Source organism: Sinomicrobium soli (assembly GCF_003285545.1).
In the GTDB taxonomy this organism is placed as follows: Bacteria; Bacteroidota; Bacteroidia; order Flavobacteriales; family Flavobacteriaceae; genus Sinomicrobium.
In genome coordinates this window covers 300,710-325,421 of the sequence record NZ_QLNV01000006.1, presented here as the reverse complement: position 1 = coordinate 325,421, position 24,712 = coordinate 300,710, and the positions used below count along the sequence as shown (strand labels likewise).

19 protein-coding genes are annotated in these 24,712 nt (G+C 50.0%); 7 read left to right on the top strand and 12 right to left on the bottom strand.

All coding sequences use genetic code 11. The annotated features are described in order from the left end of the window. Positions 1–16: 16 nt before the first annotated feature. Genes DN748_RS10295 through DN748_RS10285 form a run of 3 tightly spaced genes read right to left on the bottom strand, consistent with a single transcriptional unit; the run spans position 17 to position 3,930 of the window. On the bottom strand, positions 17–1,222 hold the full coding sequence (locus tag DN748_RS10295) for an Nramp family divalent metal transporter (RefSeq protein WP_112371701.1): 1,206 nt from the start codon (positions 1,220–1,222) through the stop codon (positions 17–19). Continuing rightward, positions 1,223–2,335 (bottom strand): DUF2891 domain-containing protein, encoded by a 1,113-nt coding sequence (locus DN748_RS10290; RefSeq protein WP_236636835.1) that lies wholly within the window; start codon positions 2,333–2,335, stop codon positions 1,223–1,225. Positions 2,336–2,394: 59 nt separating this feature from the next. Beyond that, positions 2,395–3,930 (bottom strand): YifB family Mg chelatase-like AAA ATPase, encoded by a 1,536-nt coding sequence (locus tag DN748_RS10285; RefSeq protein ID WP_112371699.1) that lies wholly within the window; start codon positions 3,928–3,930, stop codon positions 2,395–2,397. A 501-nt stretch (positions 3,931–4,431) separates the two neighbouring features. Between DN748_RS10285 and DN748_RS10280 the strand changes: the two genes are divergently transcribed. After that, entirely contained in the window at positions 4,432–5,220 is a 789-nt protein-coding gene (locus DN748_RS10280) for a serine O-acetyltransferase (RefSeq protein ID WP_112371749.1), read from the top strand. An 80-nt stretch (positions 5,221–5,300) separates the two neighbouring features. Here DN748_RS10280 and DN748_RS10275 read toward each other — a convergent pair whose 3' ends face one another. The 6 genes from DN748_RS10275 to DN748_RS10250 all read right to left on the bottom strand — a co-directional run bounded on the left by DN748_RS10275 (position 5,301) and on the right by DN748_RS10250 (position 13,843). Further along, positions 5,301–6,917, bottom strand: coding sequence for a sodium:solute symporter (locus tag DN748_RS10275; protein ID WP_112371698.1), 1,617 nt, complete (start codon positions 6,915–6,917; stop codon positions 5,301–5,303). A 67-nt stretch (positions 6,918–6,984) separates the two neighbouring features. Then, entirely contained in the window at positions 6,985–8,157 is a 1,173-nt protein-coding gene (locus DN748_RS10270) for an aldose epimerase family protein (protein ID WP_112371697.1), read from the bottom strand. A gap of 88 nt (positions 8,158–8,245) precedes the next feature. After that, positions 8,246–9,742 carry an L-arabinose isomerase gene (araA, locus tag DN748_RS10265; RefSeq protein WP_112371696.1) on the bottom strand — a complete coding sequence of 499 codons (1,497 nt, stop codon included), beginning with the start codon at positions 9,740–9,742 and terminating at the stop codon, positions 8,246–8,248. 67 nt (positions 9,743–9,809) lie between these two features. Then, complete coding sequence (locus DN748_RS10260) at positions 9,810–10,511, bottom strand: L-ribulose-5-phosphate 4-epimerase (RefSeq protein ID WP_112371695.1); 702 nt, start codon at positions 10,509–10,511, stop codon at positions 9,810–9,812. An 11-nt stretch (positions 10,512–10,522) separates the two neighbouring features. Then, the gene (locus tag DN748_RS10255) at positions 10,523–12,193 is read right to left on the bottom strand and encodes a ribulokinase (RefSeq protein WP_112371694.1); all 1,671 of its coding nucleotides are present in this window, start codon (positions 12,191–12,193) and stop codon (positions 10,523–10,525) included. 108 nt (positions 12,194–12,301) lie between these two features. Next, positions 12,302–13,843 (bottom strand): alpha-N-arabinofuranosidase, encoded by a 1,542-nt coding sequence (locus DN748_RS10250; protein ID WP_112371693.1) that lies wholly within the window; start codon positions 13,841–13,843, stop codon positions 12,302–12,304. Positions 13,844–14,115: 272 nt separating this feature from the next. On the opposite strand from DN748_RS10250, the gene DN748_RS10245 reads away from it, so the two are divergent. The 5 genes from DN748_RS10245 to DN748_RS10225 all read left to right on the top strand — a co-directional run bounded on the left by DN748_RS10245 (position 14,116) and on the right by DN748_RS10225 (position 19,030). Further along, complete coding sequence (locus tag DN748_RS10245) at positions 14,116–14,805, top strand: NUDIX hydrolase (RefSeq protein ID WP_112371692.1); 690 nt, start codon at positions 14,116–14,118, stop codon at positions 14,803–14,805. Between the two features lie 383 nt (positions 14,806–15,188). Then, positions 15,189–16,589, top strand: a complete 1,401-nt coding sequence (locus tag DN748_RS10240; RefSeq protein ID WP_112371691.1) for an arginine decarboxylase — start codon at positions 15,189–15,191, stop codon at positions 16,587–16,589. 112 nt (positions 16,590–16,701) lie between these two features. Continuing rightward, positions 16,702–17,598, top strand: coding sequence for an agmatinase (gene speB, locus DN748_RS10235; RefSeq protein ID WP_112371690.1), 897 nt, complete (start codon positions 16,702–16,704; stop codon positions 17,596–17,598). 94 nt (positions 17,599–17,692) lie between these two features. After that, the gene (locus tag DN748_RS10230; protein WP_112371689.1) at positions 17,693–18,661 is read left to right on the top strand and encodes a deoxyhypusine synthase family protein; all 969 of its coding nucleotides are present in this window, start codon (positions 17,693–17,695) and stop codon (positions 18,659–18,661) included. A 72-nt stretch (positions 18,662–18,733) separates the two neighbouring features. Beyond that, on the top strand, positions 18,734–19,030 hold the full coding sequence (locus tag DN748_RS10225) for a hypothetical protein (RefSeq protein WP_112371688.1): 297 nt from the start codon (positions 18,734–18,736) through the stop codon (positions 19,028–19,030). 114 nt (positions 19,031–19,144) lie between these two features. Here the strand turns inward: DN748_RS10225 and DN748_RS10220 are convergent, their stop codons facing one another. Beyond that, positions 19,145–19,663, bottom strand: a complete 519-nt coding sequence (locus tag DN748_RS10220) for a DinB family protein (RefSeq protein WP_112371687.1) — start codon at positions 19,661–19,663, stop codon at positions 19,145–19,147. Between the two features lie 147 nt (positions 19,664–19,810). Between DN748_RS10220 and DN748_RS10215 the strand changes: the two genes are divergently transcribed. Then, complete coding sequence (locus DN748_RS10215) at positions 19,811–20,521, top strand: YebC/PmpR family DNA-binding transcriptional regulator (protein ID WP_112371686.1); 711 nt, start codon at positions 19,811–19,813, stop codon at positions 20,519–20,521. 16 nt (positions 20,522–20,537) lie between these two features. Here DN748_RS10215 and DN748_RS10210 read toward each other — a convergent pair whose 3' ends face one another. Continuing rightward, on the bottom strand, positions 20,538–22,772 hold the full coding sequence (locus DN748_RS10210; protein ID WP_112371685.1) for an alpha-L-fucosidase: 2,235 nt from the start codon (positions 22,770–22,772) through the stop codon (positions 20,538–20,540). A gap of 23 nt (positions 22,773–22,795) precedes the next feature. Further along, positions 22,796–24,559, bottom strand: a complete 1,764-nt coding sequence (locus DN748_RS10205; RefSeq protein ID WP_112371684.1) for a DUF4091 domain-containing protein — start codon at positions 24,557–24,559, stop codon at positions 22,796–22,798. Between the last annotated feature and the right edge of the window lie 153 nt (positions 24,560–24,712).

Genomic DNA, 24,712 nt, shown 5'->3' with positions numbered 1-24,712 from the left:
AATTATGGATTTTTCCTTATTCTCCCCATCCCAACACCTTGAGGATACTGCGTATGCCGAGAATAACGGTAACGAGGATAATCCCTCCCGAGAGCAGGTTCTGTACCAGGGTGTTCTTATACCGCCCCAGCACCCCGGTCCTGTTGACTGCCCACCACAGGAACAATGCCACCACGGGAAGCAATATACCATTGGCCACCTGAGCAAACAGTATCAGCTCTATGGGATTGAACCCTGCGGAAGCAAAGAGAACGCCTGTACCGATAACGATCATCCACACCAGGCGGAACCTGGTGTCTTTCAGGGAAGCATTCCACCCGAAACATCCGTTAGCCACATAAGCCGCAGCCAGCGGGGCTGTTATGGAAGAGGTGATTCCTGCTGCAAACAGCCCTGTTCCTATAAAATAGACTGCAAACCTGCCATAGACCGGTTCCAGTCCCTTAGCCATATCCATCACGTTCTCAACACCGGTAAGCCCGTTCCCCGCAGCTGTAATTATAATGGCTGTGGATACCAGCCCCCCGAGCAGTACGAACAGCAGGGTATCTTTCCGGGCTGCTTTCAGGTCCCCGGCCCCGCTCCACCGCTCCCTGACCAGGGAGGCGTGCAGAAAAAGGTTGTAGGGGACTACCGTAGTCCCGATCAGGCCGATAATGGTAAGAATGCTTCCTTCCGGAACCTGCGGAATAAAAAGGCCCTGTAATACTTCACCCATATCCGGCCCGGTCATAACGGCAGCACATATAAACGACAGGCTCATGACCAGGACCATAACGGTCATACAGCGTTCCAGTACCTTATAACTGCCGGCATAGAGCAGGACAAAGGCTACCATACCGGTAAGCAGGGGGTAAAACCGGATAAGTTCTTCCGGAAAGACCCCGGCCATCCCGAGGGAAGCCCCGCTCAGGTTTCCCGCCTCATAGGCCGCATTGCCGATGACTACGGCAGAAAAAACAAGCACGATAACCGGTATTTTTAAAAAACGGTGCCGTAGCTGTGCCTTGATGACTTCGGCAAGCCCCATACCTGTTATAATACCAATACGGGCAGCCATTTCCTGCAGGACGACCGTAGCGGTTACCGACAGCGCCATAGCCCATAAGAGGGCATAACCGAACCCCACCCCGGCCAGGGTGCATACGGTTACGGTGCCGGGACCTATAAACGCCGCGGCCACCAGGGTTCCCGGACCTGTTTTTTTAAAAAACCCGAACATCTAATGTGCAGTTTGCAGGGCATATACGGCAAAAGACCCCAGCCAGTGGGTCCCTTCGTAATTGCCGTCTACAATATGGGGCAGCGAATACGCAATGTGTGCATTGGCAATTTTACGCAGGTGGCCGTATTCGGGAAAATCGCGGGCAATGGCATAAAGGCACCACGCCCTGCTGAAGTTTACCCCGTCGAGGTGTACCAGTTTGCCGTCTGTCCTGTCGGATACTTTTCCCTGTTCCCATGCAAAACCGGGATCTTTGAGCTGCGGCAGGAAGTTTTCAAACCAGTCCCGGAATTCATCGTGCGGAAGCACCCTTCTCATGATATCGGCCTCTTCGAGACAGGGAGAGAGAAAGTCAAATCCGCCGGGTTCCCATCCCATCGGGCAATCGCGGTCTCCGGAATAAAAATCCCGGGCCCTTTTTTTAATAAGGGCAAGCAGTGCCTCGTGTTTTACCGTTGCCGCATAGTCATACGCAAAGGTCAGCCCGAATGCGGTATTGGAATGTTCGCCCACACGTATGGGGTAATGCAGCTTCGGAAGAAAGTCCAGGTAACTTTTCACAATAACATCGGTAAGCGGCTGCAGGTTGCGCTCAAGCTCACGGGCCAGCGGGGCATCCCAGGTGTGCAGCTCTCCGGCAAGCTTGAGCAGCCATGCCCATCCGTAAGTACGTTCATACGAGGGTTCTTCCTTAAAATATGCAACTTCCCGTAAAATGTTTTCTGCCGATATGTTCTCCTTTAGCTTCTGTTTTATTTCCTCGCCTTTTTCGAGTCCGGGAAACTGCTTTAACAGGCTCACCAGCATCCAGTGCCCGTGCACGGAGGAATGCCAGTCAAAACAGCCGTAAAATGCGGGATGAAGCGCTTCCGGGCTTTTCAGGCCGGTAGCGTCGGCCAGTGTCTGGCTCAGTTTGTTGGGATATTCGGTCTGCATACAGTGCAGGGGGAGTTCGGCCAGGCGGTTTGCTTCCTCAAGGGTCAGCCTGTGGTAAGTGTTTTCTTCCGGGCCGGCAGTGCCCTCCCCTGTCTTTTCCGGCTGTTGTTTACAGGATACCCACACTGTTGTGAGCAGGGACATTAAAATAACGAGGTGTAGTTTTTGCGCCATATGAAATGTGTTAGAGGATACTGTGTTATGATCCTCTCAAAGATATTTCTTTTTTTTAATTACCCAAGCCAGCCGTCCCGGTCCAGGCTCCTGTACTGAATGGCTTCCCCGATATGGGAAGAAGTGATGTGATTGCTTCCGTCCAGGTCTGCAATAGTCCTGGCCACCTTGAGGATACGGTCATAGGCCCGTGCCGAAAGGTTCAGCTGCTGCATGGCTTTTTTAAGCAGCTGCCTGCATTCACCGTTCAGGGAACAGAAGCGCCGTATCTGCCTGGTACTCATCTGGGCATTGTAATGCAGGCCCGGAATACCGTCAAAGCGGCCGTCCTGTATTTCCCTGGCCCGGATCACCCTTTTGCGTATATCCGCACTGCACTCTCCCTGCCTGTCATCGGCCAGCTTTTCAAAAGGAACGGGATTCACTTCAATATGGATATCGATCCTGTCCAGCAGCGGACCGGATATTTTTCCGAGGTAGCGCTGCATTTCCGAAGGGGAAGAGACCACCGGGGCATCCGGATCGTTAAAATACCCGCCCGGACTGGGGTTCATACTGGCCACAAGCATAAAGGAAGAGGGATAGGTAACACTGAACCTGGCCCTGGAAATGGTAACCTCCCGGTCTTCCAGCGGTTGCCTCATGACTTCCAGGACACTCCGCTTGAATTCGGGAAGTTCGTCGAGGAACAATACGCCGTTATGGGACAGGGAGATCTCCCCGGGCTGGGGATACGTCCCCCCTCCTACCAGGGCAACATCGGAAATCGTATGATGGGGCGCCCTGAATGGCCGCTGCCCCATAAGGCCGCTTTTTTCGATCCGGCCGGCCACACTGTGTATCTTGGTGGTTTCGAGGGCCTCTTCAAGGGTCATGGGAGGCAGAATGCCGGGAAGCCTTTTCGCCAGCATGGTCTTTCCAGAACCCGGCGGACCTATAAGTATGATATTATGGCCCCCCGCTGCTGCGATCTCCATACATCTCTTAATACTCTCCTGCCCCCGTACATCGGCAAAATCGTGTTCGAAGCGGTCCGTATTGACATAAAATAGCTCTTTCAGGTTTACCCGGGTCGCTTTAAGGGGTACCTTGCCGTCAAAGTGATCGACAACCTCTTTTATATTGCTGACGCCATACACCTCCAGCCCCTCTACCACAGCGGCCTCTTTCGCGTTCTGTTCCGGCAGGATAAACTTCCGGAACCCCTCCTTCAGGGCCTGTACCGCTATGGGCAATGCCCCCCTTATCGGCTGCAGGCCACCGTCGAGAGACAGTTCGCCCATAATGATATACCCGGCTATATCATCACTCTTTATCTGCCCCGATGCGGCCAGTATGCCCACAGCGAGAGACAGGTCGTAGGCAGCTCCTTCCTTTCGCATATCCGCGGGGGCCATATTGATGGTGATCCGTTTCCCGGGAATTTTATACCCGTTGGCAGAAAGTGCCGAAGCAATCCTGTAATTGCTTTCCCTGATGGCATTGTCGGGCAGGCCCACAAGATGATAGCCTACTCCCAGAGATACATTCACCTCTATGGTAATCGTCGTGGCCTCCACACCAAAAACGGCACTACCGAAGATCTTTACCAGCATAAACAGAATATTTTTTAGAATAACAGAAATATAAAAGTAAGAAAATAAAACTTTTGAAATAGGTTTTAGACTAAAAACATACTATTGTGATTACCCTTATCTCCCATTCCGGCCGGAAAGTGACAGGAGAAATTTTATATACAGCCGGATTTTTGTTGCATTTGTCATTTCCCGGAAAAAATGGTAGAGCGGAAACTTTTCCTTTTATAACTTTGTATCCCTGTTATCTCGCGCTTATGTACCATATGCATTATTTCCATATCACCTATTGCAAGCTCAAGAACCTTATCGGTGTCTGTTAGTTCCGGCATCAACCATTCTCCGCACACCCTGCGTTATTTTAAAACAGACCCAAAAACACACAATGAAACGAACATGAAAAACTTTAATCAAATATTTCACACAGGGAAATGATTAAAATTTTTCATGTGAGAGCGCAGCGGTTCCTGAATGTGCAGAAATTTTTTGCATATTTTGGTCGGTGCAAAAAATTTTAAACAGATGAAAAAAGAAGCAATCATAGAGGGCATTATAAAGCACAAACAAAACCCTAACCTCCGCTTTCAGTTAAAGGAGAAAACCGAGGCTTTTACCTCCCGTCTTTTCTATACCCTGTTCGACAACGACACCTCGGTGGCCGAAAACATAGACGTTCTCGAAAGGGAATTCCAGGAGATCGTGGACCTTGCCTGCTGGGCCCCGGGGAAACCCTGCAGCAAGATATGGGAAAATTACCTGAACGAACTCCCGGAGATCCTCAGAAAACTCAACCTGGATGCCCGGGCCATCGTAGAGAACGATCCTGCTTCCAGGACCATTGAAGAAGTCTGCCTGGCCTATCCCGGCTTCCTGGCCATAGCGGTCTATCGCCTGAGCAGGCCGTTATACCTGTACGGACTTCCCATAGTCCCGCGTTTAATGGCCGAATACGCACACCGGCTTACGGGGGTGGACATCAACCCGGGGGCACAGATCGGCGAGTCGTTCTTTATCGATCACGCAACGGGGATAGTGATCGGGGAAACTACGGTGATTAAGGACCATGTGAAGGTATACCAGGGGGTTACCCTCGGCGCGCTTCATGTGGAGAAATCCCTTACCGATGTAAAAAGGCACCCTACGGTGGAAAGCAACGTGACCATTTATGCCAATGCTACCATACTCGGAGGCAAAACGGTGATCGGGACCAACAGTATTATCGGGGGAAATGTCTGGCTGACTTCTTCCGTACCGGAAAATTCCATGGTCTATCACACCCCGGATATCAAGATCAAATCGAATGGTAAATGAGATAATGTGATAATGTGGTATCAGGTTACCATATTACCGGGAAAGGCAGTTTGGTAACCTGATAATCACATTTTTTGCTTCTATGTTCCGTTGAACGATAACATGACCCAGGCAACGATGATCACGATCACCACCGATGCGGCAATATCTATCCAGCCATAGGATTTCTCTTCTCCGGGCTGGGGTTTACGCACTGTGGCAAAGGTCAGTCCGGCGAGTTGCTTCTCGTCCTGTGCGGGAGTGAGCAGGCTTACCCCTACAAGCAGTACCACACAAAACAGGAAGAACCAGGCCCCGAAGGTCAGGAAGTTTACCGTAGCCAGGGTATGCAGTACACTGCCTTCGGCAAAACTGTCGCTCATGAGTTCCAGGGCAATTCTCGTCATACCGGCTATAAAGCCTACGACCAGCGTGGTGTATGCGCCCGTGGCATTAATACGCTTGAAGAAGATCCCGAGGAGGAATACCGCAGTGATAGGCGGCGCTATATACGATTGTACCGATTGCAGGTATTCGTACAGTACCCCGGATATGTTGGCCATAATCGGGATCCAGATTATCCCCAGAAAAACAACGATAAGGGTAGCGATACGCCCTATCCTTACAAGTTTTGTCTCTGAGGTTTCCGGCCTGAGTTTCTTATAGATATCTACGGTAAACAGGGTGGAGCAGGAATTGAACACGGAAGCGAGTGAGCTCATGAGTGCCGCCAGGAGCCCCGCAGCCACCAGTCCCCTGAGCCCGGAAGGCAGGAGGTTGCTCATCAGTACGGGAAAGGCCTGATCGGGAGTTTCCCATTCCAGCATTCCTTTTTGTTTAAGGGCCAGTGCGATAACGCCAGGGATAAGAAAGATAAAAACGGGCAGGAGCTTCAGAAATGCCCCCCATATAGCCCCTCTCCTGCCTTCCTTAAGGTTTTTGGCCGTCAGGGTACGCTGTACGATATACTGGTCGGTACACCAGTACCAGACTCCCGTTATCGTACTGGTTATAAGCAGGCTGGGCCACGGAAAATCGGGATCGGAAGGGGGCCGCCACATATTGAAATACTCCGGTCCCAGGGTGGCCTTGAGCTCGCCCCAGCCCCCGGCGTAATCCAGGCCTATGAAGGTCAGCGCCGCTGCCCCTATAACCAGTACGATGGCCTGGAGGGTTTCCGTATAGACAACCGCCCTCATGCCCCCGAAAATGGTATACACCCCGGTCAGTACCACGGTAGAGATGGCTCCTACCCAGAAATTGATCCCGAGCAGGGCCGAAACCACTACCCCTCCGGCATAGATGGTCACCGAAACCTTGGTCAGGACATAGGCTACCAGCGATACTACGGATAAAAACCACCTGGACTTCGCACTAAAACGCTTTTCGAGAAATTCCGGCATGGTAAATACCCCGCTCCTGGCATAAAACGGCAGGAATACCCATCCGAGGATAAGGACTACCCAGGCCTGAATTTCAAAAATAAGCATGGGCATCTTATCGCCCGCTCCCGCCCCGGCAAGCCCCACCACGTGTTCGGAACCGATATTGGAAGCAAATATGGAAGCCCCGACTACAAACCACCCGATATTTCTGCCGGCCAGAAAATAGTCTTCGGTATTCTTGGTCTTCTTCATGATCACCCAGACCGCCAGGCCGAATAATACCAGGAAATATGCAGCGATGCATATCCAGTCTAATGTATCTAAACTCTTCATTTGATATGGTCAGTTTTTTTATTGCCCGAACATACACACTACCATTCGCATATTCAGGGCCTGGTTTTTATTTCACTGAAAATCTGAAAACGGTAGTCGTGTGATATTCTTCTCCCGGGTTTAACACGGTAGAAGGAAAATCGGGTTGATTGGGAGCATCGGGATAATGCTCGGTCTCCAGGCACAGCCCGGACCGGTGTACGTATTTCTCACCGTTTTTACCGGTAAGCGACCCGTCCAGGAAATTCCCGGAATAGAACTGAATAGCGGGTTCTGTAGTGAACACTTCCATCAGTCTGCCGGTGGATGCATCGTAAAGCGACGCGGCCTTTTCCAAGCCTTCTCCCGCGCCGTTCAGCACCCAGCAGTGATCGAATCCCCCGCCGTATTCAAGCTGTTGATCCTCCTGCCCGATATCCTGTCCTACTTTTTTGCCTTTCCTGAAGTCAAAGGGAGTTCCTTCTACCGGCCGGAGTTCCCCGGTAGGGATAAGCGTATTGCTCACCGGGAGAAAAGCATCGGCATGGAGGGTCACTTCATGGTCCAGGATGGTTGCCGTACCCGGGGCAAGATTGAAATAGGAATGCTGGGTGAGGTTGACTACCGTTTTTTTATCTGTCGTTGCCTGGTAGTCCACTTGCAGTTCGTTATCATCCGTAAGCGTGTAGGTAACCGTCGCTTTCAGGTTGCCGGGATAACCTTCTTCCATATCCTTGCTCAGATATTCCAGCTGAAGAGCCACGCCATGGTCCGTTTTCTTTTCCGAAGCGGTCCACACCACCTTGTCGAACCCTTTTTTCCCGCCGTGCAGGTGGTTGGGGCCGTCATTCGTAGCGAGGGTATAGGTCTTGCCGTCCAGTTCGAATTTTCCTTTGGCTATACGGTTGCCGTAACGCCCTATGACCGCCCCGAAATAGGGCACTCCTTTTTGCAGGTATCCTTCCAGGCTGTCAAACCCCAGTACGATATCGCCCTGCTCACCGTTCTTGTCGGGGGTCTGCAGGGAAGTGATAATTCCCCCGTAGGTCATTACCTTCATACTTATCCCGTTAGCATTGGTAAGGGTGTAGCGGTCTACTTCCTTTCCGTCGGGCAGTGTTCCGAACTTCTCTTTGGAGACCGAGGCTTTCATCGCTACCGTTACGGTATCGGCCGGTACTGTGGTGTCATCCTGTTTTTTCGCCTTCTGGTTGCACGCTACAAGGGCGAGCATGGCCAGGGAGAGATAATACGTTTTCATAGATATTGATTTTGATTGAAAAGCATTGCCGGGCACTGCCTGTGACCTGTTAAAGGAAAAAGGATGTTACCCGGCATCAGCATTGTTATTACATATTGTTTTGAAACAAGTGGTAATATACTTCATTCCAGCGTAATTTTTCCTTAAAATCACGCACATTTGTGTTTTTATCTATATGGAGCAATTCTACTCCTGCCATTTCCGCAAAATCTTCTATAAATTCTGTAGTAGCTGCCTTGCTGTAAACCGTATGATGCGACCCTCCTGCCAGTATCCACGCCGTGGCAGCGGTTTCCAGGTCGGGTTCGGGCCGCCATAAGGCACGGGCTACCGGAAGCTCCGGGAGATCGTGCTCCGGGGCTACGGTCTGTACTTCATTGACCAGCAGCCTGAACCTGTTGCCCATGTCCATCAAGGCCACGTTTATGGCGGGGCCTGCATCCACATTGAATACCAGCCGGGCCGGGTCTTCTTTCCCGCCTATCGACAGGGGGTGTACCTCGAGGTCCGGCCGGCCGGAGGCGATGGACGGACAGATCTCAAGCATGTGTGAGCCCAGCACCCTGGAGTCTTCCTTCTGAAAATCATAGGTGTAATCTTCCATAAAGGAGGTCCCTCCTTCGAGCCCCTGTGTCATGATCTTCATCGTGTGTAACAGGGCAGCGGTTTTCCAGTCGCCCTCTCCCCCGTAACCATAGCCGTCGGCCATCAGTCTTTGCGTGGCAATTCCGGGCAATTGCTTAAATCCGTGAAGGTCTTCGAAGGTATTGGTAAACCCGCCGAAACCGCCGTCTTCGAGGAAAGCGCGTAGCCCCAGCTCAATACGTGCCGCATCCCTGACCGCTTTCTGGTTATGGGCCGCCTGGTCTGTATTGTAAAGCTCCCTGTAGGTTTCCACCAGGGCATCCGTATCCTTGTCACTGACTTCATTCAGGTAGGCCACAACATCCCCGATCCCGTATCCGTTCACGGAAAAACCGAAACGCATCTGGGCCTCTACCTTATCTCCTTCGGTCACGGCCACATGCCTCATATTGTCTCCTATACGGGCAATCTTAGTCGTCTGGTAAGTATGCCATCCCACCGCTACACGTGTCCATACCCCGATCTTCTGCTGTACCTTTTCCTCTTTCCAGTACCCGGTAATGACCTTTCGGTTTTTCCTGAGCCTTCCGGCCATAAAGCCGAACTCCCTTCCCCCGTGGGCCGACTGGTTCTCATTCATAAAATCCATATCTATGGCATTCCACGGGATCCCGGCATTGTACTGGGTATGCAGGTGGCACATGGGTTTATGCAGCAGCTGCAACCCCCTGATCCACATTTTTGCGGGAGAAAAGGTATGCATCCAGACCAGCAGTCCCACACATCTTTCCGAGTTGTTGGCTTCCCTGCACAGGGCCGTTATCTGTTCCGGGGTGGTTACGGTAGGCTTCACCACAACCCTCACGGGAATATCCCCGCTGTTATCGAGGTATTCTGCAATTTCGCCGGAGTGCCGCGCCACGTTTTTCAGGGTCTCCTCTCCGTACAAGTGCTGGCTGCCCGTAACAAACCACACTTCGTAATCACTCAATTCTATCATTTTGTTTTTAAGTATTTTTTATGATTTATTTAATGTAATACTTTAAGCTGTTACACTGCTACAGATTTTACTGCCCGTAATAGGCATCTTTACCGTGCTTTCTGTCGTAATGTTTCCGGATCAGGGTCTCCTTAAGCCGGGGGGCTTCAGGATTGATCTGCAGGGTGAGATAGGCCATCCGGGCTATTTCTTCAAGCACCCTGCTGTTGTATACCGCCTTATCGGCATTTTTTCCCCAGGCAAATGGGCCGTGATTTCCCAGCAGTACCATTTCCACTTCCTTGTGAGAAAGCCCCCTCTCCCCGAAACAGTCCACAATCTGTTTACCGGTCATATGTTCATAATTTCCCTCTATATATTCGTCCTTCATGGGAGGGGCACAGGGAATATCGGTGGTCAGGTGGTCGGCATGTGTGGTCCCCAGGATTGGGATGTCCATCTGTGCCTGGGCCCAGGCTACCGAATACAGGGCATGTGTATGCACAATACTGCCTATATCGCTCCAGGTCTTATAGAGGTACGCATGTGTCCGGGTATCGGAAGAAGGCCGCAAGGTCCCTTCCACGATATTGTTGTCAAAATCGAGTATCACCATATCATCCGGCCCCAGGGTATCATAAGGCACTCCGCTGGGTTTTATGGCAAACACCTTATCGCCGTGGTCCGCACAACTCACATTTCCGAAAGTATAGACCACCAGCCCCAGTTCCGGCAAGGCCATATTGGCCCGGTAACATTCTTCCTTAAGTTCTTTATACTTTGAGCTCATATATCATATATTTATCGATGGGTTCTTTCTTCTGTAAATGCAGCGAGTTCCTGGTAATCCCTGTACTTCCCGCTATAGAAGGCCACATTCTCTTTCCTGGGGTGATATGTTTTTTCCATAGGGCTGGCCATGGCCTGTACGGCCTCTTCCACACTGTCATACACACCGGATGCTACCGCGGCATAGATGGCAGCCCCAAGTGCCGGGGCCTGGTCGGAAACGGCAATGTGAATAGGGCGGTTGAGCACATCGGCAAGGGTCTGCATTACAAAAGGGGCTTTTTTGGCCACCCCTCCTATTCCTACTACAGACCTGATCTCCACCCCTTCTTCCTCGAAGCGGTCTACGATCTGGCGTGCCCCGAAACAGATGGCCTCCACCAGCGCCCTGAATAGATGCGGAGCCCCCGTACCGAGGCTCAGTCCGGTAATGGCAGACTTCAAGGCCTGGTCGGCAAAAGGGGTACGCCTTCCGTTGATCCAGTCCAAAGCAAGGGGAACACTTTCTTCCAGCGGTATTTTCTCTGCCTCCGAAGCCAGCCGGGGTATTATTGCGGCCCTGATCTCTTCCCTGATCTGTTTTGCGGTTCCGGCAGGTATCGAACCGGTATCTCCGAGTAAATGATCGACAGGCCAGGCCACGATCTCCCTGAACCAGGCCAGCACATCTCCAAAGGCCGACTGCCCGGCTTCCAGTCCTATCCACCCGGGGATCACCGAACCATCTACCTGCCCGCAGATACCCCTGACGGCCCTGTTGCCGATAACATCGCGGGGCGCCACCATGATATCGCAGGTAGAGGTGCCCATAACCCGTACCAGGGAAAAGGCTTCTGCCCCGGCCCCTACCGCCCCGGCATGGGCATCAAACGTACCTACCGCTACCACGGTCTCTGTGGTAAGCCCCAGTTTTTCACTCCACTCCGCACTTAGGGTGCCTGCTGCCTTATCCGAAGTATAGGTGTCTTCATAAAGGTTTTTGCGCACGGTGCCGAGGTAAGGGTCGAGCCGGTTGAGAAAATCTTCCGGAGGCAGTCCGTTCCAGGACTCATGCCACATGGCCTTATGCCCTGCAGCACAACGGCTTCTCCTGAAGGTTTTCAGTTCGGGAGCCCCGGTAAGGATATGCGTCATAAGGTCGCAGTGTTCCATCCATGACCAGGCCGCTTCCCGTACTTCGCGGTCTTCCCTCGCAATGTGCAGTATCTTGGCCCAGAACCATTCCGAAGAATACACTCCTCCTATAAAGGTGGTATAATCTGTTCCTCCCCACGATCCCGACAATTCGTTGATCTCTGCGGCTTCGGCTATGCTGGTGTGGTCTTTCCAGAGGATCATCATGGCATTCGGGTTTTCCTCAAATCCCGGAAGCAGTGCCAGTGCAGTCCCGTTCCGGTCTACGGGAACGGGGGATGACCCGGTGGTATCTATACATATACCGCTGACATCACGGGCGTCTACCCCCGAGCGTCGCACTACCGATTTTACGGTGTGTTCCATGCCTTCTATATGGTCTGCCGGATGTTGCCTGAAACTGTTTTCCGGGGCGTTACAGTATTTCCCGGCTTTCCACCTCCGGTACCAGTGTACCTCGCTTTCCAGTACATTTCCCCCGGCAGTATCTACCAGCACCGCCCTTACCGAGTCGGTACCGAAATCCAGCCCGATTACATATTTACTCATTCCCAATATTTATTTGCAACAGTTTATTTTTTCAGACATAAGACTTCCGGATGCGACCCAGTATAAAAGTCCTGCCTCCCGAAGTCTTAAATCGTTATTCCAAAAGTCCTATTTTAATTCCAGTACCACTACCGAAAACGGGGGAAGTTCGACCTCCAGCTGTTCCTTTCCGGCCTTGAATGCCTTAAAAGGTCCGGGGCGTACCGTATCAGGACTTTCAAAAGTGTTGTGGTCCTGGAGCTTCGAAGCGGCAAGAATGGTTCCCTCTACATTTTTCGGGCGTTTCCCTTCTACATTCAGGGAAACCGTATGCTTCCGGGAAGCATCGATATTGACCAGCGATACGTGTACGACGCCATCGGCATTCCTCGATGCCGATACCGAAAGTGCCGGGAGTTTTTCTCCTTGATAGGTATAGTCGACATTGTCAAACGTTACCGGGATCAGTGTGGCATCCTGGTGTACATTATACATCTTCATCACGTGATACGTAGGGGTAAGTATCATTTTTTCCCTTTCGGTGAGTACCACGGCCTGCAGTACGTTGACCGTCTGTGCCAGGTTGGCCATTTTCACTCTCCTGGCATGATTGTTAAAGATATTGAGTGTAGTGCCCGCGATCATGGCATCGCGCATGGTGTTCTGCTGGTACAGGAAACCGGGATTCGTACCGGGTTCCACCTCATACCAACCTCCCCATTCGTCTACCACGAGGGCTATCTTGTTTTCAGGATCGTATTTGTCCATGATAGCGCTGTGCCTGGTCACCAGTTCTTCCATATGCAGTGCGCTTTTCATGGTACTGAAGTACTGTCCTTCGTCAAAGGTGGCGGCCGGTCCCTTGTTATTCCATTCTATCACCGCATAATGGTGCAATGCCATTCCTTCTATCAGGTTGTGCTTTATGTTTTTCATCAGGACTTCGGTCCACTTATAATCATCGCTGGACGCTCCGGAGGCGATCCGGGAAATCCCGGCTTCGTTAGACCATCCTGTCAGGAAAGTAGCGTACTTCCTGTACTCATCGGCATAGTATTCCGGAGTCATGTTTCCCCCGCACCCCCAGGCCTCGTTCCCGATGCCCCAGAACTTCACGTTCCAGGGAGTTTCCCTGCCGTTCTCCCGCCTCAGGTCTGCCATCGGGCTCTTGCCTTCGTGATTGGTATACTGTACCCAGTCGATCAGCTCCTGTACGGTTCCGCTCCCCATGTTCCCGGCCAGGTAAGGCTCCGTCTCCAGGAGTTCGCACATATCCAGGAAATCGTGGGTGCCGAAGCTGTTGTCTTCGGTAACTCCGCCCCACCAGCGGTTTACTATCGTGGGACGCTCTTCCCTCGGGCCTATCCCGTCTTTCCAGTGGTAGGTGTCGGCAAAACATCCCCCGGGCCACCGCAGGTTCGGTATCTTCAGGGCTTTAAGGGCTTCCACTATATCATTGCGCACCCCGTTGGTATTGGGAATGGCAGTATTATCTTCACCGATATAAAATCCGTCGTATATACACCGGCCCAGATGCTCGGCAAAATGCCCGTATATGTGTTTACTGATCTTGTACTCCCCCGCACCGGTATCTATCCTGATCTGCTGCCCGCTTACACAAAGCACCGAGAAGGAAGAAACCAGCGTTAAAATAAAGGCTTTGGCTGTCATAATGGTTATTTTAAAAGTGTATGTTTTACATTTGTAAATGTAATCAAAAAATGTGAATACCACACTTTCGGAAGAAAAAAATCTGTATGTGTGATATATTCAACAAAATTTACGCTCAACAGGCACTTTTAAAATACCCCTTTTCGATTTTCCTAAAATTAAATGTATATTTACCTGCCGGATAAGACGTATCTTACACTGGGCAATATCTCTTCTCCTCTTTGACAAGTGTCTCAATAAAGAAAGATAGTGCGGAAAATTTTTTGTTACATATGGATTACAATTACAATCAGGAAGACAAAGCGCTTGTAGCAGTCGACTGTATTATATTCGGGTTTGATGAAGATGATCTCAAACTGCTTCTCATAAAGAGAGGGTTTGAACCCGAAATGGGAAAATGGTCCCTCATGGGAGGGTTCCTTAAGAAAAACGAGACTCTTGACGAGGCCGCCAACCGGGTATTGCAAACCCTGACAGGCCTTGATGAAGTATATATGGAACAGCTGTACGGGTTCAGCAAGATCGATCGCGACCCTGTGGAGCGTACGATCTCTGTGGCGTATTATGCCCTTATCAATATTAATGACCACAATCCCAAGCTGCTGGATCAGCATTCTGCCCAGTGGTTCTCTATCGGGGATATTCCTCCATTGATTTTTGACCACCACGAAATGCTGAACAAGGCATTGCGGAGGTTGAGAAGGCGTACTTCCACCAACCCTGTCGGTTTTGAATTGCTTCCCAAAAAGTTTACCATGCGGCAGCTTCAGAAACTGTACGAGGTTATCCTGGACGAGGAACTGGACAAAAGGAACTTTCAGAAAAAAATAAAACAGCTCGACGTTCTTGTCAAACTGAAAGAAAAGGACATGACATCATCCAGGAAGGGATCTTTTCTCTACGAATTTGACAAGGAGAAATATGAAAAAAAGGTTTCCGATGGCTTTACTTTTAAGATGTAAATGCCCGCATCTGCCGGAAACATGCGTATTTATTTCATTTTCAAATCATTGAGATTCGTATATTTTTTTCTAAAAAAAGTCGTTCCCTGTTTGGCAACTTATTTTTTTTCTACATTTTTGTAGCCGATTAGGCTAAACAGGAATGAAACTCGTTTATAATCCCGGGTGTGCCATAAGGAGGAAGTCGTTATGGTATACGGTGCTCAGGAAGGACCACCGGTTTTTTAAGCTCACTTCCGGAATTCTATCCAGATTTTACTCTTGTTCTGCGGCAATTGCCGCAACGAGTGCCGTTGCCCTGCGCATTTGATCTTCCCGCTTTTTTTATATATTGTAGTATACTTTAAGCCCTTTATCCGCAAATTAAAAAAAGCAGTATTGTAATGAAGACCAAATACATTGATCTTATCGATCAGACCTATTATTTTCCGCAGGAAGAATTTACCCTGGACAATGACACCCTTAAATTTCACGACATAGACCTCATGGCCCTGGTCAGGAAATACGGGGCACCGCTGAAATTCAACTACCTGCCCCAGATCAGCAATAACATACAGAAGGCCAAAAAATGGTTCGACAAGGCCATACAGGTACATGATTACGACGGCAAATATCACTATTGTTACTGTACGAAGAGTTCTCATTTCGAGCATGTTCTCAAGGAAGCTCTCAAAAATGACATTCATATAGAAACCTCTTCGGCTTTCGATATCAATATCGTCAACAACCTGCTGAAGCAGGGAAAACTCACTCCTGATCACTATGTGTTGTGCAACGGGTTCAAGAGGGACCAGTACATCCGGAATATCGCCGGCCTGGTGAACAGCGGACATAAAAAATGTATTCCCATTATCGATAATTACGAGGAGATCGACCTGTTGAACGAGGCTATTGACGGCAGTTTCGACATCGGCATCCGCATTGCCTCGGAAGAAGAGCCCAAGTTTGAGTTCTATACCAGCCGGCTGGGGATAGGCTATAAGAATATCGTTCCCTTCTATAACCGGGCCATTGCCGGCAATAAGGATGTAAGGCTTAAGATGCTGCATTTTTTTATCAATACCGGGATACGGGATACGGCCTATTACTGGAATGAACTGCTCAAATGCCTCAGGGTGTATACCCAGCTGAGGAAAATATGCCCTACGGTAGACAGCCTTAATATCGGTGGCGGTTTCCCGACAAAAAGTTCGCTGGCCTTTAATTACGATTACGAATATATGGTCGATGAGATCATCAACCAGATCAAGATCGCCTGCGACGAGGCCGACGTGCCCGTACCCCATATTTTTACGGAGTTCGGCAGTTTTACGGTGGGCGAAAGCGGCGGGGCCATTTACGAGGTGTTGTATCAGAAACAACAGAATGACCGGGAAAAATGGAACATGATCAATTCTTCCTTTATCACCACCCTGCCCGATACCTGGGCCATCAGCAAGCGTTTTATCATGCTGGCGATCAATCGCTGGAACGATGAATACGAAAGGGTGCTGCTGGGCGGACTTACCTGCGACAGTGACGATTATTACAACAGTGAGCAGAACATGAACGCGATCTACCTGCCCAAGTACAGCAAGAGCAGGCCGCTCTATATAGGGTTCTTCAATACCGGGGCCTACCAGGAGACTATCGGCGGGTTTGGCGGGTTGCAGCATTGCCTTATCCCCTCTCCGAAACATATTCTTATCGACAGGGATGAGGAAGGTAATATGACTACCGAAGTGTTTGCAGAACAGCAAAAGGCAGAAGACCTGCTCAGGATCCTCGGGTATGATGAAAACTGACACCGGAACCGAATGTCCCGGTATTGATTATCATTGTTTTATGATCTATATTTAATGTGTTTAATCCGAACAATGCCGCAGTAAAGCGGTTGATGTCAAAAATCAAACTGTGATGAACAAAAAAACATATGCCGGGATCCCTGATAAATATGCCCGCATTGACGATGCCAAAGTAGTGTTGATCCCGGTACCCTATGACGGGACCAGTACCTGGCAGAAAGGAGCAGACAAAGGACCGGAAGCATTTTTGCACGCTTCCGAGAACATGGAACTGTTCGATATAGAGACCCGGTCGGAACCTTATAAAAAGGGGGTTTACCTGGCCCCTGCAATTACGGAAAACTCCTCTCCCGAAAAAATGGTGGATACGGTACATAAAATCACCAGGAGCTATATAAACCAGGAGAAGTTCGTTACCGTTTTCGGAGGGGAACACTCTGTTTCCATCGGGACGATAAGGGCGTTTAACGAATGTTTCGAAGACCTTACCGTAGTACAGATCGATGCTCATGCAGACCTCAGGCCCAAATACGAAGGGTCGGCCTGTAATCATGCCTGCGCGGTATACGAGGCCAGCAAAACGACCAACCTCATTCAGGTGGGCATACGCAGCATGGACATTTCGGAACTGGAAAACATGGACGAGAACCAGGTGTATTTCGCGCATGATATCATCCGTGACGACGAATGGATCACCAATGCCGTGCACCAGATGACCGAAAATGTCTTTATAACCATAGACCTCGACGCTTTCGACCCTTCCATCCTTCCCTCCACCGGCACCCCGGAACCGGGAGGATTGCTCTGGTATGAAACCCTGGAATTCCTGAAAAAGATCTTTAAAAAGAAAAATGTGGTCGGGTTTGATATCGTTGAACTCTGTCCGAACGAAAAGGAAAAATCGTCGGATTTTCTTGCGGCCAAACTGTATTACAAAATGCTGGCCTATAAATTCAGGTATGCTTCGGGAAAACCCGATGAAGACGAGGAAGAAGACTATGACGATTAACAACACGAACAGAAAGAGTCGGAAGCCGGGAAGCTCGAAGTCAGAAGAAAATATACGTAGCACACCGGCTATTAAATCTCAAAAACGAACAAATATGAAAGGCGCTATTTCCCAATTTATTGAAAAGTATTACCTGCATTTTAATTCAGCTACCGTTGTTGATGCGGCCAGGGCTTACGAGCAGCAACTGCAAGGCGGTGCCAAAATGATGGTCACTCTTGCCGGGGCCATGAGTACTGCGGAGCTGGGCAAGATCTTTGCCGAGATGATCCGGAAAGACAAGGTACAGATCATTTCCTGTACCGGGGCCAACCTCGAAGAAGATATCATGAACCTTGTGGCCCACTCCCACTACAGGCGTGTGCCCCATTACCGCGATCTCACTCCCGAAGACGAATGGAAACTTCTGGAACAGGGACTGAACCGGGTCACCGACACCTGTATTCCCGAAGAAGAGGCCTTTCGCCGCCTTCAAAAGCATATTTTCAGGATATGGAAGGATGCGGACGACAAGGGAGAACGCTATTTCCCCCACGAATATATGTACAAGCTGTTGCTCTCCGGCGTACTCGAAGAATATTACGAGATAGACCTCAAAGATTCCTGGATGTATGCCGCAGCCGAAAAGAACCTGCCCATTGTGGTACCCGGGTGGGAAGACAGTACCATGGGAAATATCTTTGCCTCATATGTCATTAAGGGCGAACTCAAGGCATCTACCGTAAAAAGCGGCATCGAATACATGGCTTACCTGGCAGACTGGTACGGTAAAAATTCAGGCAACGGTGTGGGCTTCTTCCAGATAGGAGGCGGTATTGCAGGCGATTTTCCCATCTGTGTGGTTCCCATGCTCTACCAGGACCTGGAAATGCACGATGTACCCTTCTGGAGTTATTTCTGCCAGATCTCCGATTCCACGACCAGCTACGGGTCGTATTCGGGAGCTGTTCCCAACGAAAAAATAACCTGGGGAAAGCTCGATATGGATACCCCGAAGTTTATCATAGAGTCTGATGCCACCATAGTAGCCCCCCTGATTTTTGCATATTTGTTAGATATGTAAAATGCAGCATAAAATTACTTGCGTACAAAATTTATTTTAATTTATTTTCAGGCAGCATTAACAACTCCCTTCATGAAACGAATTATAGTTGATTACAAGAAGCTTACCAACGAAATACTGACCCTGTTGGTAGAAAAATATCCCGACGGATACGGCGATGACGACATCATAAGGTTCAAGAATGCCAGCAATGAGACCGTTGAAGCCCTGGAGGTGCGTACTGACGAGGCGGTGTACCTGGTAAAAGTGAGTACCAGGCTGGCGAACACCATGGAAAATTTTGATGAAGAAGAAGATGATGATTTTGATTCGGGAGATATAGGGAATTCTGTGGATATTCCTGACGATAACGATCCTGACAACGAATAAAAAAGAGGCTGTTTTTCCCGGAAGACAGCCTTTTTTTTATTCGTGACAACCACACAATGACTGTCTGCACCATCCGGGCAGTATCGATTGACAACCCGGTATATCCGGGTATATTTATACAGAATACCGCTCCCTGAGGATGTTCAGGTGATGGTCGAGATGTCCGGAAATAATAAAACCTATCGCCCTTACCGATATATGATTACCGCTTACCGAACCGGTACGGAGCAGCATGGTATCGGTAAAGGAGTGAAAAAGGGATACCGTACTCAGGCGCGCAGCCTTAAAATCGACCAGCAACTCTTTTGTACTCCGGTCATTCGCCCCGGAAAACGGCACGTATTCATCCTGCTCATACCCGGGGAGGTCGGTGGCGTCATTCCTCGCTATACGCAGGGCCCTATAGGTAAAGATACGTTCGGTATCTATGACGTGCTGGATGACCTCGGCAACCGTCCACTTGTCTTCGGCGTACCGGTATAACAATTTTTCCCGGTCCAGTGCCTTAACATGGTTTACAAATTCGTGTTCCGTATTTTTAAAGGCTTCCATAAGTGAGGTCTCCTCCAGCCTGAGGATGTATTTCTGATAATAATACTGATACTCCCTGTCTTCCAGTTCCCGCGAATTCATATCGTAATGTTTTTGATGAATATAAATTATTTTTTTGACAATATACACCCCGGACGGCGGAAACTTTAAATGCGTTCATTGTACATTAAGCGTTTACTTTTTATTTTTGCACAGACACAACGATTTTTATAACCAAACAAATTTTATATGGGAAGAGCTTTTGAATTCAGAAAAGCACGAAAATTCAAACGCTGGGGAGCCATGGCCAAAACGTTCACCAGGATAGGAAAGGATATTGTCATTGCAGTAAAGGAAGGCGGCCCCCATCCTGAGACCAATGCCCGGCTGAGGGCCGTGATCCAGAATGCCAAAGCCGCCAACATGCCCAAGGACAATGTAGAGCGGGCCATAAAACGGGCTTCCGATAAAAATACCGAAAATTACAAAGAGGTACTGTTCGAGGGCTATGGCCCGCACGGTATAGCCGTACTGGTAGAAGCTGCTACGGACAATAACAACCGGACCGTTGCCAATATCAGAAGTTATTTCAACAAGTGCAACGGCAGCCTCGGTACCAGCGGTTCTGTGGAATTCATGTTCGATCATACCTGTAATTTCCGTATTAACGGGGAAAGTCTCGATATCGAGGAACTGGAACTCGAAATGATAGATTTCGGTGCCGAAGAGGTTTTTGCCGATGACGACGGTATCCTGATCTATGCCCCCTTCGAGAGTTTCGGGGCCATACAAAAGGAACTGGAAAGCCGGGATATAGAGATACTGTCTTCCGGTTTCGAAAGGATCCCGCAGGTGACCAAAAAACTCGACCCCGAACAAGTGGCGGACATCGAAAAACTATTGGAAAAAATAGAAGAGGACGACGATGTACAAAACGTATATCATACGATGGAGGAATAGCTTTTGAAAACCATTATTAATCCAGGCGTTCATAGAAGTCCAGCTCGCCTATGGCAAGAGTATCGTCTTCCCCGGCGATCTCCGTTGCGGTGACTCGTACCTGCCTGGCCAGTACGGGACTGCCGAACATGTATTTCCGGGTGGTAGGATCGTTGACCAGGTTGCCGAATTCAAACACTCCCGCAGGTTTCCAGTTCTTGCCATCCGTACTCACCTCTATGATTCCCCCGGCCATCATTCCCCGGCTGTCCTGTTTCCGGGGAGTATAGGCAAAACCACTTAACACATATTCTTCCCCCAGGTCTACCACTATGTAATGTTGCCTCTCCGAACTTTCCGATTGCCACCAGGTATTCCTGTCTTCATCAATGGCCATCCCTGCCTTATGCCTTGCGGATTCACTATCCGTTTCCTTTACCTTCCAGCCGTTTTTCGGTATTCCCAGCACTTCCGAGGTTACCGGGCCTTTCTCTCCCCTGATCACGGCCACTGCCTTTACCGCTCCCCCGTCAAGTTCAAAAGGCCCCGAATACGCTGTACTCTTCATTGTGGGCAGGCTACCGTCTACAGTATACCGGATGTCCATGTTTTTATAGAGATTTTCAGAAATACTTTCATTATGGGGTTTCCAGTTGAAACCGGTCTCCACCGGCCGGATATTCACTTTTCCGTCGCCGGACCTGGAAACCTGTAGTTGCGGCGGACGGGTTTCATAATAAAAAGCGCCTATGGTGGCTATGGAAGGATCGAGCCTGCTGGCCTCCACACGCAGCCTGAACCTGGATGCCGTTACCTCGGGAAACCGCAGGATACGCTTATATCCGATATTGGTGGCCGATGCGATTTCTTTCCACGAATCCCCTGTCCAGGCATCCACAGTATGCTTTTCCACACGTTCGCCATGTGTATCGATTGCCTCCTGCACCGACAGGCGGTTAAGGGTTACCGGTGCCGGGGTATTGATCACGATTTCCTTCTGTTCCCCTTTTAACGGCACAAAAGTACTGAGGTCGTTGTCCAGCACTGCTTCCGGGGCCGAAGCACCGTTAAAAAGATTGTTCCCGTATGTTTCCCTTATACGCCGGCCGGCTTCATTCAGTACGCTTACATCCTCCGGAGAAAACCTGCCTTCCCTGTTCGGCGGGATATTCAGGAGAAAGGTAGAATTTCCCCCTACGGAGCGTTCGTAGATATCGAATACATCATCCGGACTTCTCACTTTCTGCAGGTGGTCGTCCCGGTAAAACCAGCCTTCGCGGATGGAGGTATTGGTCTCTGCCTGCTGATAGTGCAGGTATTTTGCCTTATAGAGTTTTTCCCTGCTGCCGAGGTCTTCGTCCGTCATATCCGGAAAGTGTGTGGCCGTATCGGGGTTTTCCCCGTAGGGGATCACGTTCCACTCCGTAGACCGCGTTTTTCCCGATTCATTGCCACACCAGCGAACATCTTCTTTTCCGAAGATCACAGCTTCAGGGGCCAGGGTATGGATCAGCTCTTTCCAGGCCTTGTAATTATAGCGCTGCCCCCCTTTTCGTTTCGGATGGGCCCCGTCGAACCACACTTCGTGAACAGGGCCGTATTCGGTGAGCAGCTCAAACAGCTGGTTCAGGAAATACTCATTGTAGTCATCCACTACAAACTCAAACTTCGTGGTATCGGCAAAAGGCCTTCCCGGCACTTCCCGGGGAATGGTTCGCCGGGTATAGGTACTCAGGTTCCCGTACAGTCCGTCAGGATTCTCGATCTGGTAGAGGTCTGCCGGGGAAAGGTAGATCCCCAGTTTTAACCCGTATTTCCGGCAGGAAGCAGACAGTTCTTTCAGGATGTCTCCCTTGCCGTCCCGGAATCCGGAAGACATGATGCCGTACTGTGTGTACCGGCTCTGCCACAAAACAAAACCGTCGTGGTGTTTTACCGTGAGTATGACCATCTTCATTCCGGCTGCCTTCATGGCTTCACACCACTGGTCGGTATGCAGTTCCTCCAGGTCAAAGACCGCAGGGTCTTCGGTACCGCTCCCCCATTCCTTTCGCGTAAAGGTATTGGGACCGAAATGTATGAATGCAATAAACTCATTCTTCAATGCATCCAGCTGATTGGCCGTCGGGATGATATGTGCCGCCTTTTCAACGATGCGTTCCTTGCTATCCCCCGGATCAATAGCTATGGTATTCCGGAATGGTATATCATTCTGGGCGATACAGGCCGATGCCAGGGCCACAAGTGCTGTAAATAATAATGGCTTACGCATAATGTAATGTTTGTTTTATGGTATTATCTGCTCAAGTCATAGAGCAACTGCTTTCCCTCGTTTACCAATGAAGCACAGGGTGTTTCAGGAGCTTGTTTAATATCGAATTTTGAGATCCCTTCTTCGAGTTTCTGCAATTTTTCCGTATCGGATGCCGCCGTGAACGCCTCTCTTAAAATACGGATTTTTTCGGCATCCTGTATCCCCTCTTTCATTCTTTCATAACGGATGGAACTCCTGCCGCCGGGATAAATGACGTACGTATCCCCGGCCGGCCAGGTGCGGAAACGGGAATCGGTCAGCGGCTGTTCTGTCCAGGAATTATAAGACCAGTGCAGGTAGCCGTCGAGCCCGGCGGCCATGGCGTACCACCCCATAAACACAGCTTCCGAAGGGTCTGAAAAGGTAAAGATATTGGGAAACCCGTCAGAACAGCATACGTAATAGGTGCTGATAAGCCCGTTTTCCTTTCTGAATTCAAGGTCCTCCTGGTCGAAGGATGCCCCGTAAGCCACGCAGATATCCTTTAACATGGGATATTCGCGGTAGCTCTTATGATTGTCGGCCAGGGCGACCCCCAGTTCGGGAACCGTCGTTTCCAGCAACTGAAGGGCTTCTTTCATCTCTTCCGGTGAGCGCTCATCCATGGCTATATTGGTAATCTCCAGCCATCCCCTGGACCCGAGATGGTCCCGGAACGATTTGAGGAAGGGGGTCCAGGTATCCCGGAATATTTCCGTTCCCGGTTTTGCACTTATATTGACCATCTCTCCCGAAGCTTCGTCCATATAGTGGATCTCGTGATTCCACGGCAACAGGGAATAACAGTTGATCTGCTTATCCACCCCGAGGTCCATCATGAAACTGATCCACCGGTCGAATACGGTATAATCGTATTCCCAGCTTTCGTCGGCCTTTCTGGTCCAGCTGATCATATCTTCATACGGGTCGTGGGTCTGGTTGTTCCAGGGGTCTTTGTTGACATTGGCGGTAATTACCTTTTGCCCGGCACCGGCCAGCATCTGCATGGGTACTTTCAGCAATTCCCAGTGCTCCTCAGACCATACCTCTACCCCGTTTACCCGGGCTACTGCCGAGGGATGCTGCCACATGTCCAGGTGAAAAGCCCAGTCTCCGGGACCGGGCAGTGTCTGTGGCAGGACCTCGAGGGTGATATCAAGTTCCCGGGGCTTATGATCTCTCGCAAATACGCTTAAGGTTCCGGTATATATTCCGGGAGCAGCCCCCGGAGGAATATCGAAACTGAGCCATACGGGCCGGGTGGTACGGGCTTCCATATCCATACAATCTGCATTATCCAGGGCATCCGCCGACAGGGAAACCGGGAAATCTTCCGGTTTCCGGTGCCCGCATCCCAGACCGAAAGCATCTGTGAGTACATAACGCACAAACCGGGCCCGGGCGACAGACGCATCCATCACTTTTCCATCGTCTGTCTTAAAAGGGGAGAATTCAAATTCCACCTGTTTTACGGGGATATCAGACCACATGACCATCTGTGCCGAAACCCGCTCCCCGCGCCAGCCACTCCCCTTCCAGTGCACGGAAGCTTCCACATCGGGTACGGCCGATTTGGCATAGCGCGTATCAATGGTCCCGAAAGAAAGCTGAAATCCGTCAACTGCCGGCCAGTTGTCGTCCGGTACTTCCGGATCTTCGGCTTCTGCATAGGTCTCACAGGATCGTTCCGGACGGGAAGTATTGCAGGCAGTACATAAAATAACCGCCAGGAATAGCAACAGGGAATGGTGTTTTTGTCTTTTCACGGGTTTGTTGTTTTATCAAGAAAGTGTTTTCGAGCACGTTTTTTTTGGTTGTATTACCAGGTACGAGCATTATCAATCATAATCTGTTACCGGAAAACAATAATGAGTTAATGATTTGCCAATATAACTAAAAACGGGTACTTTTCAACACTC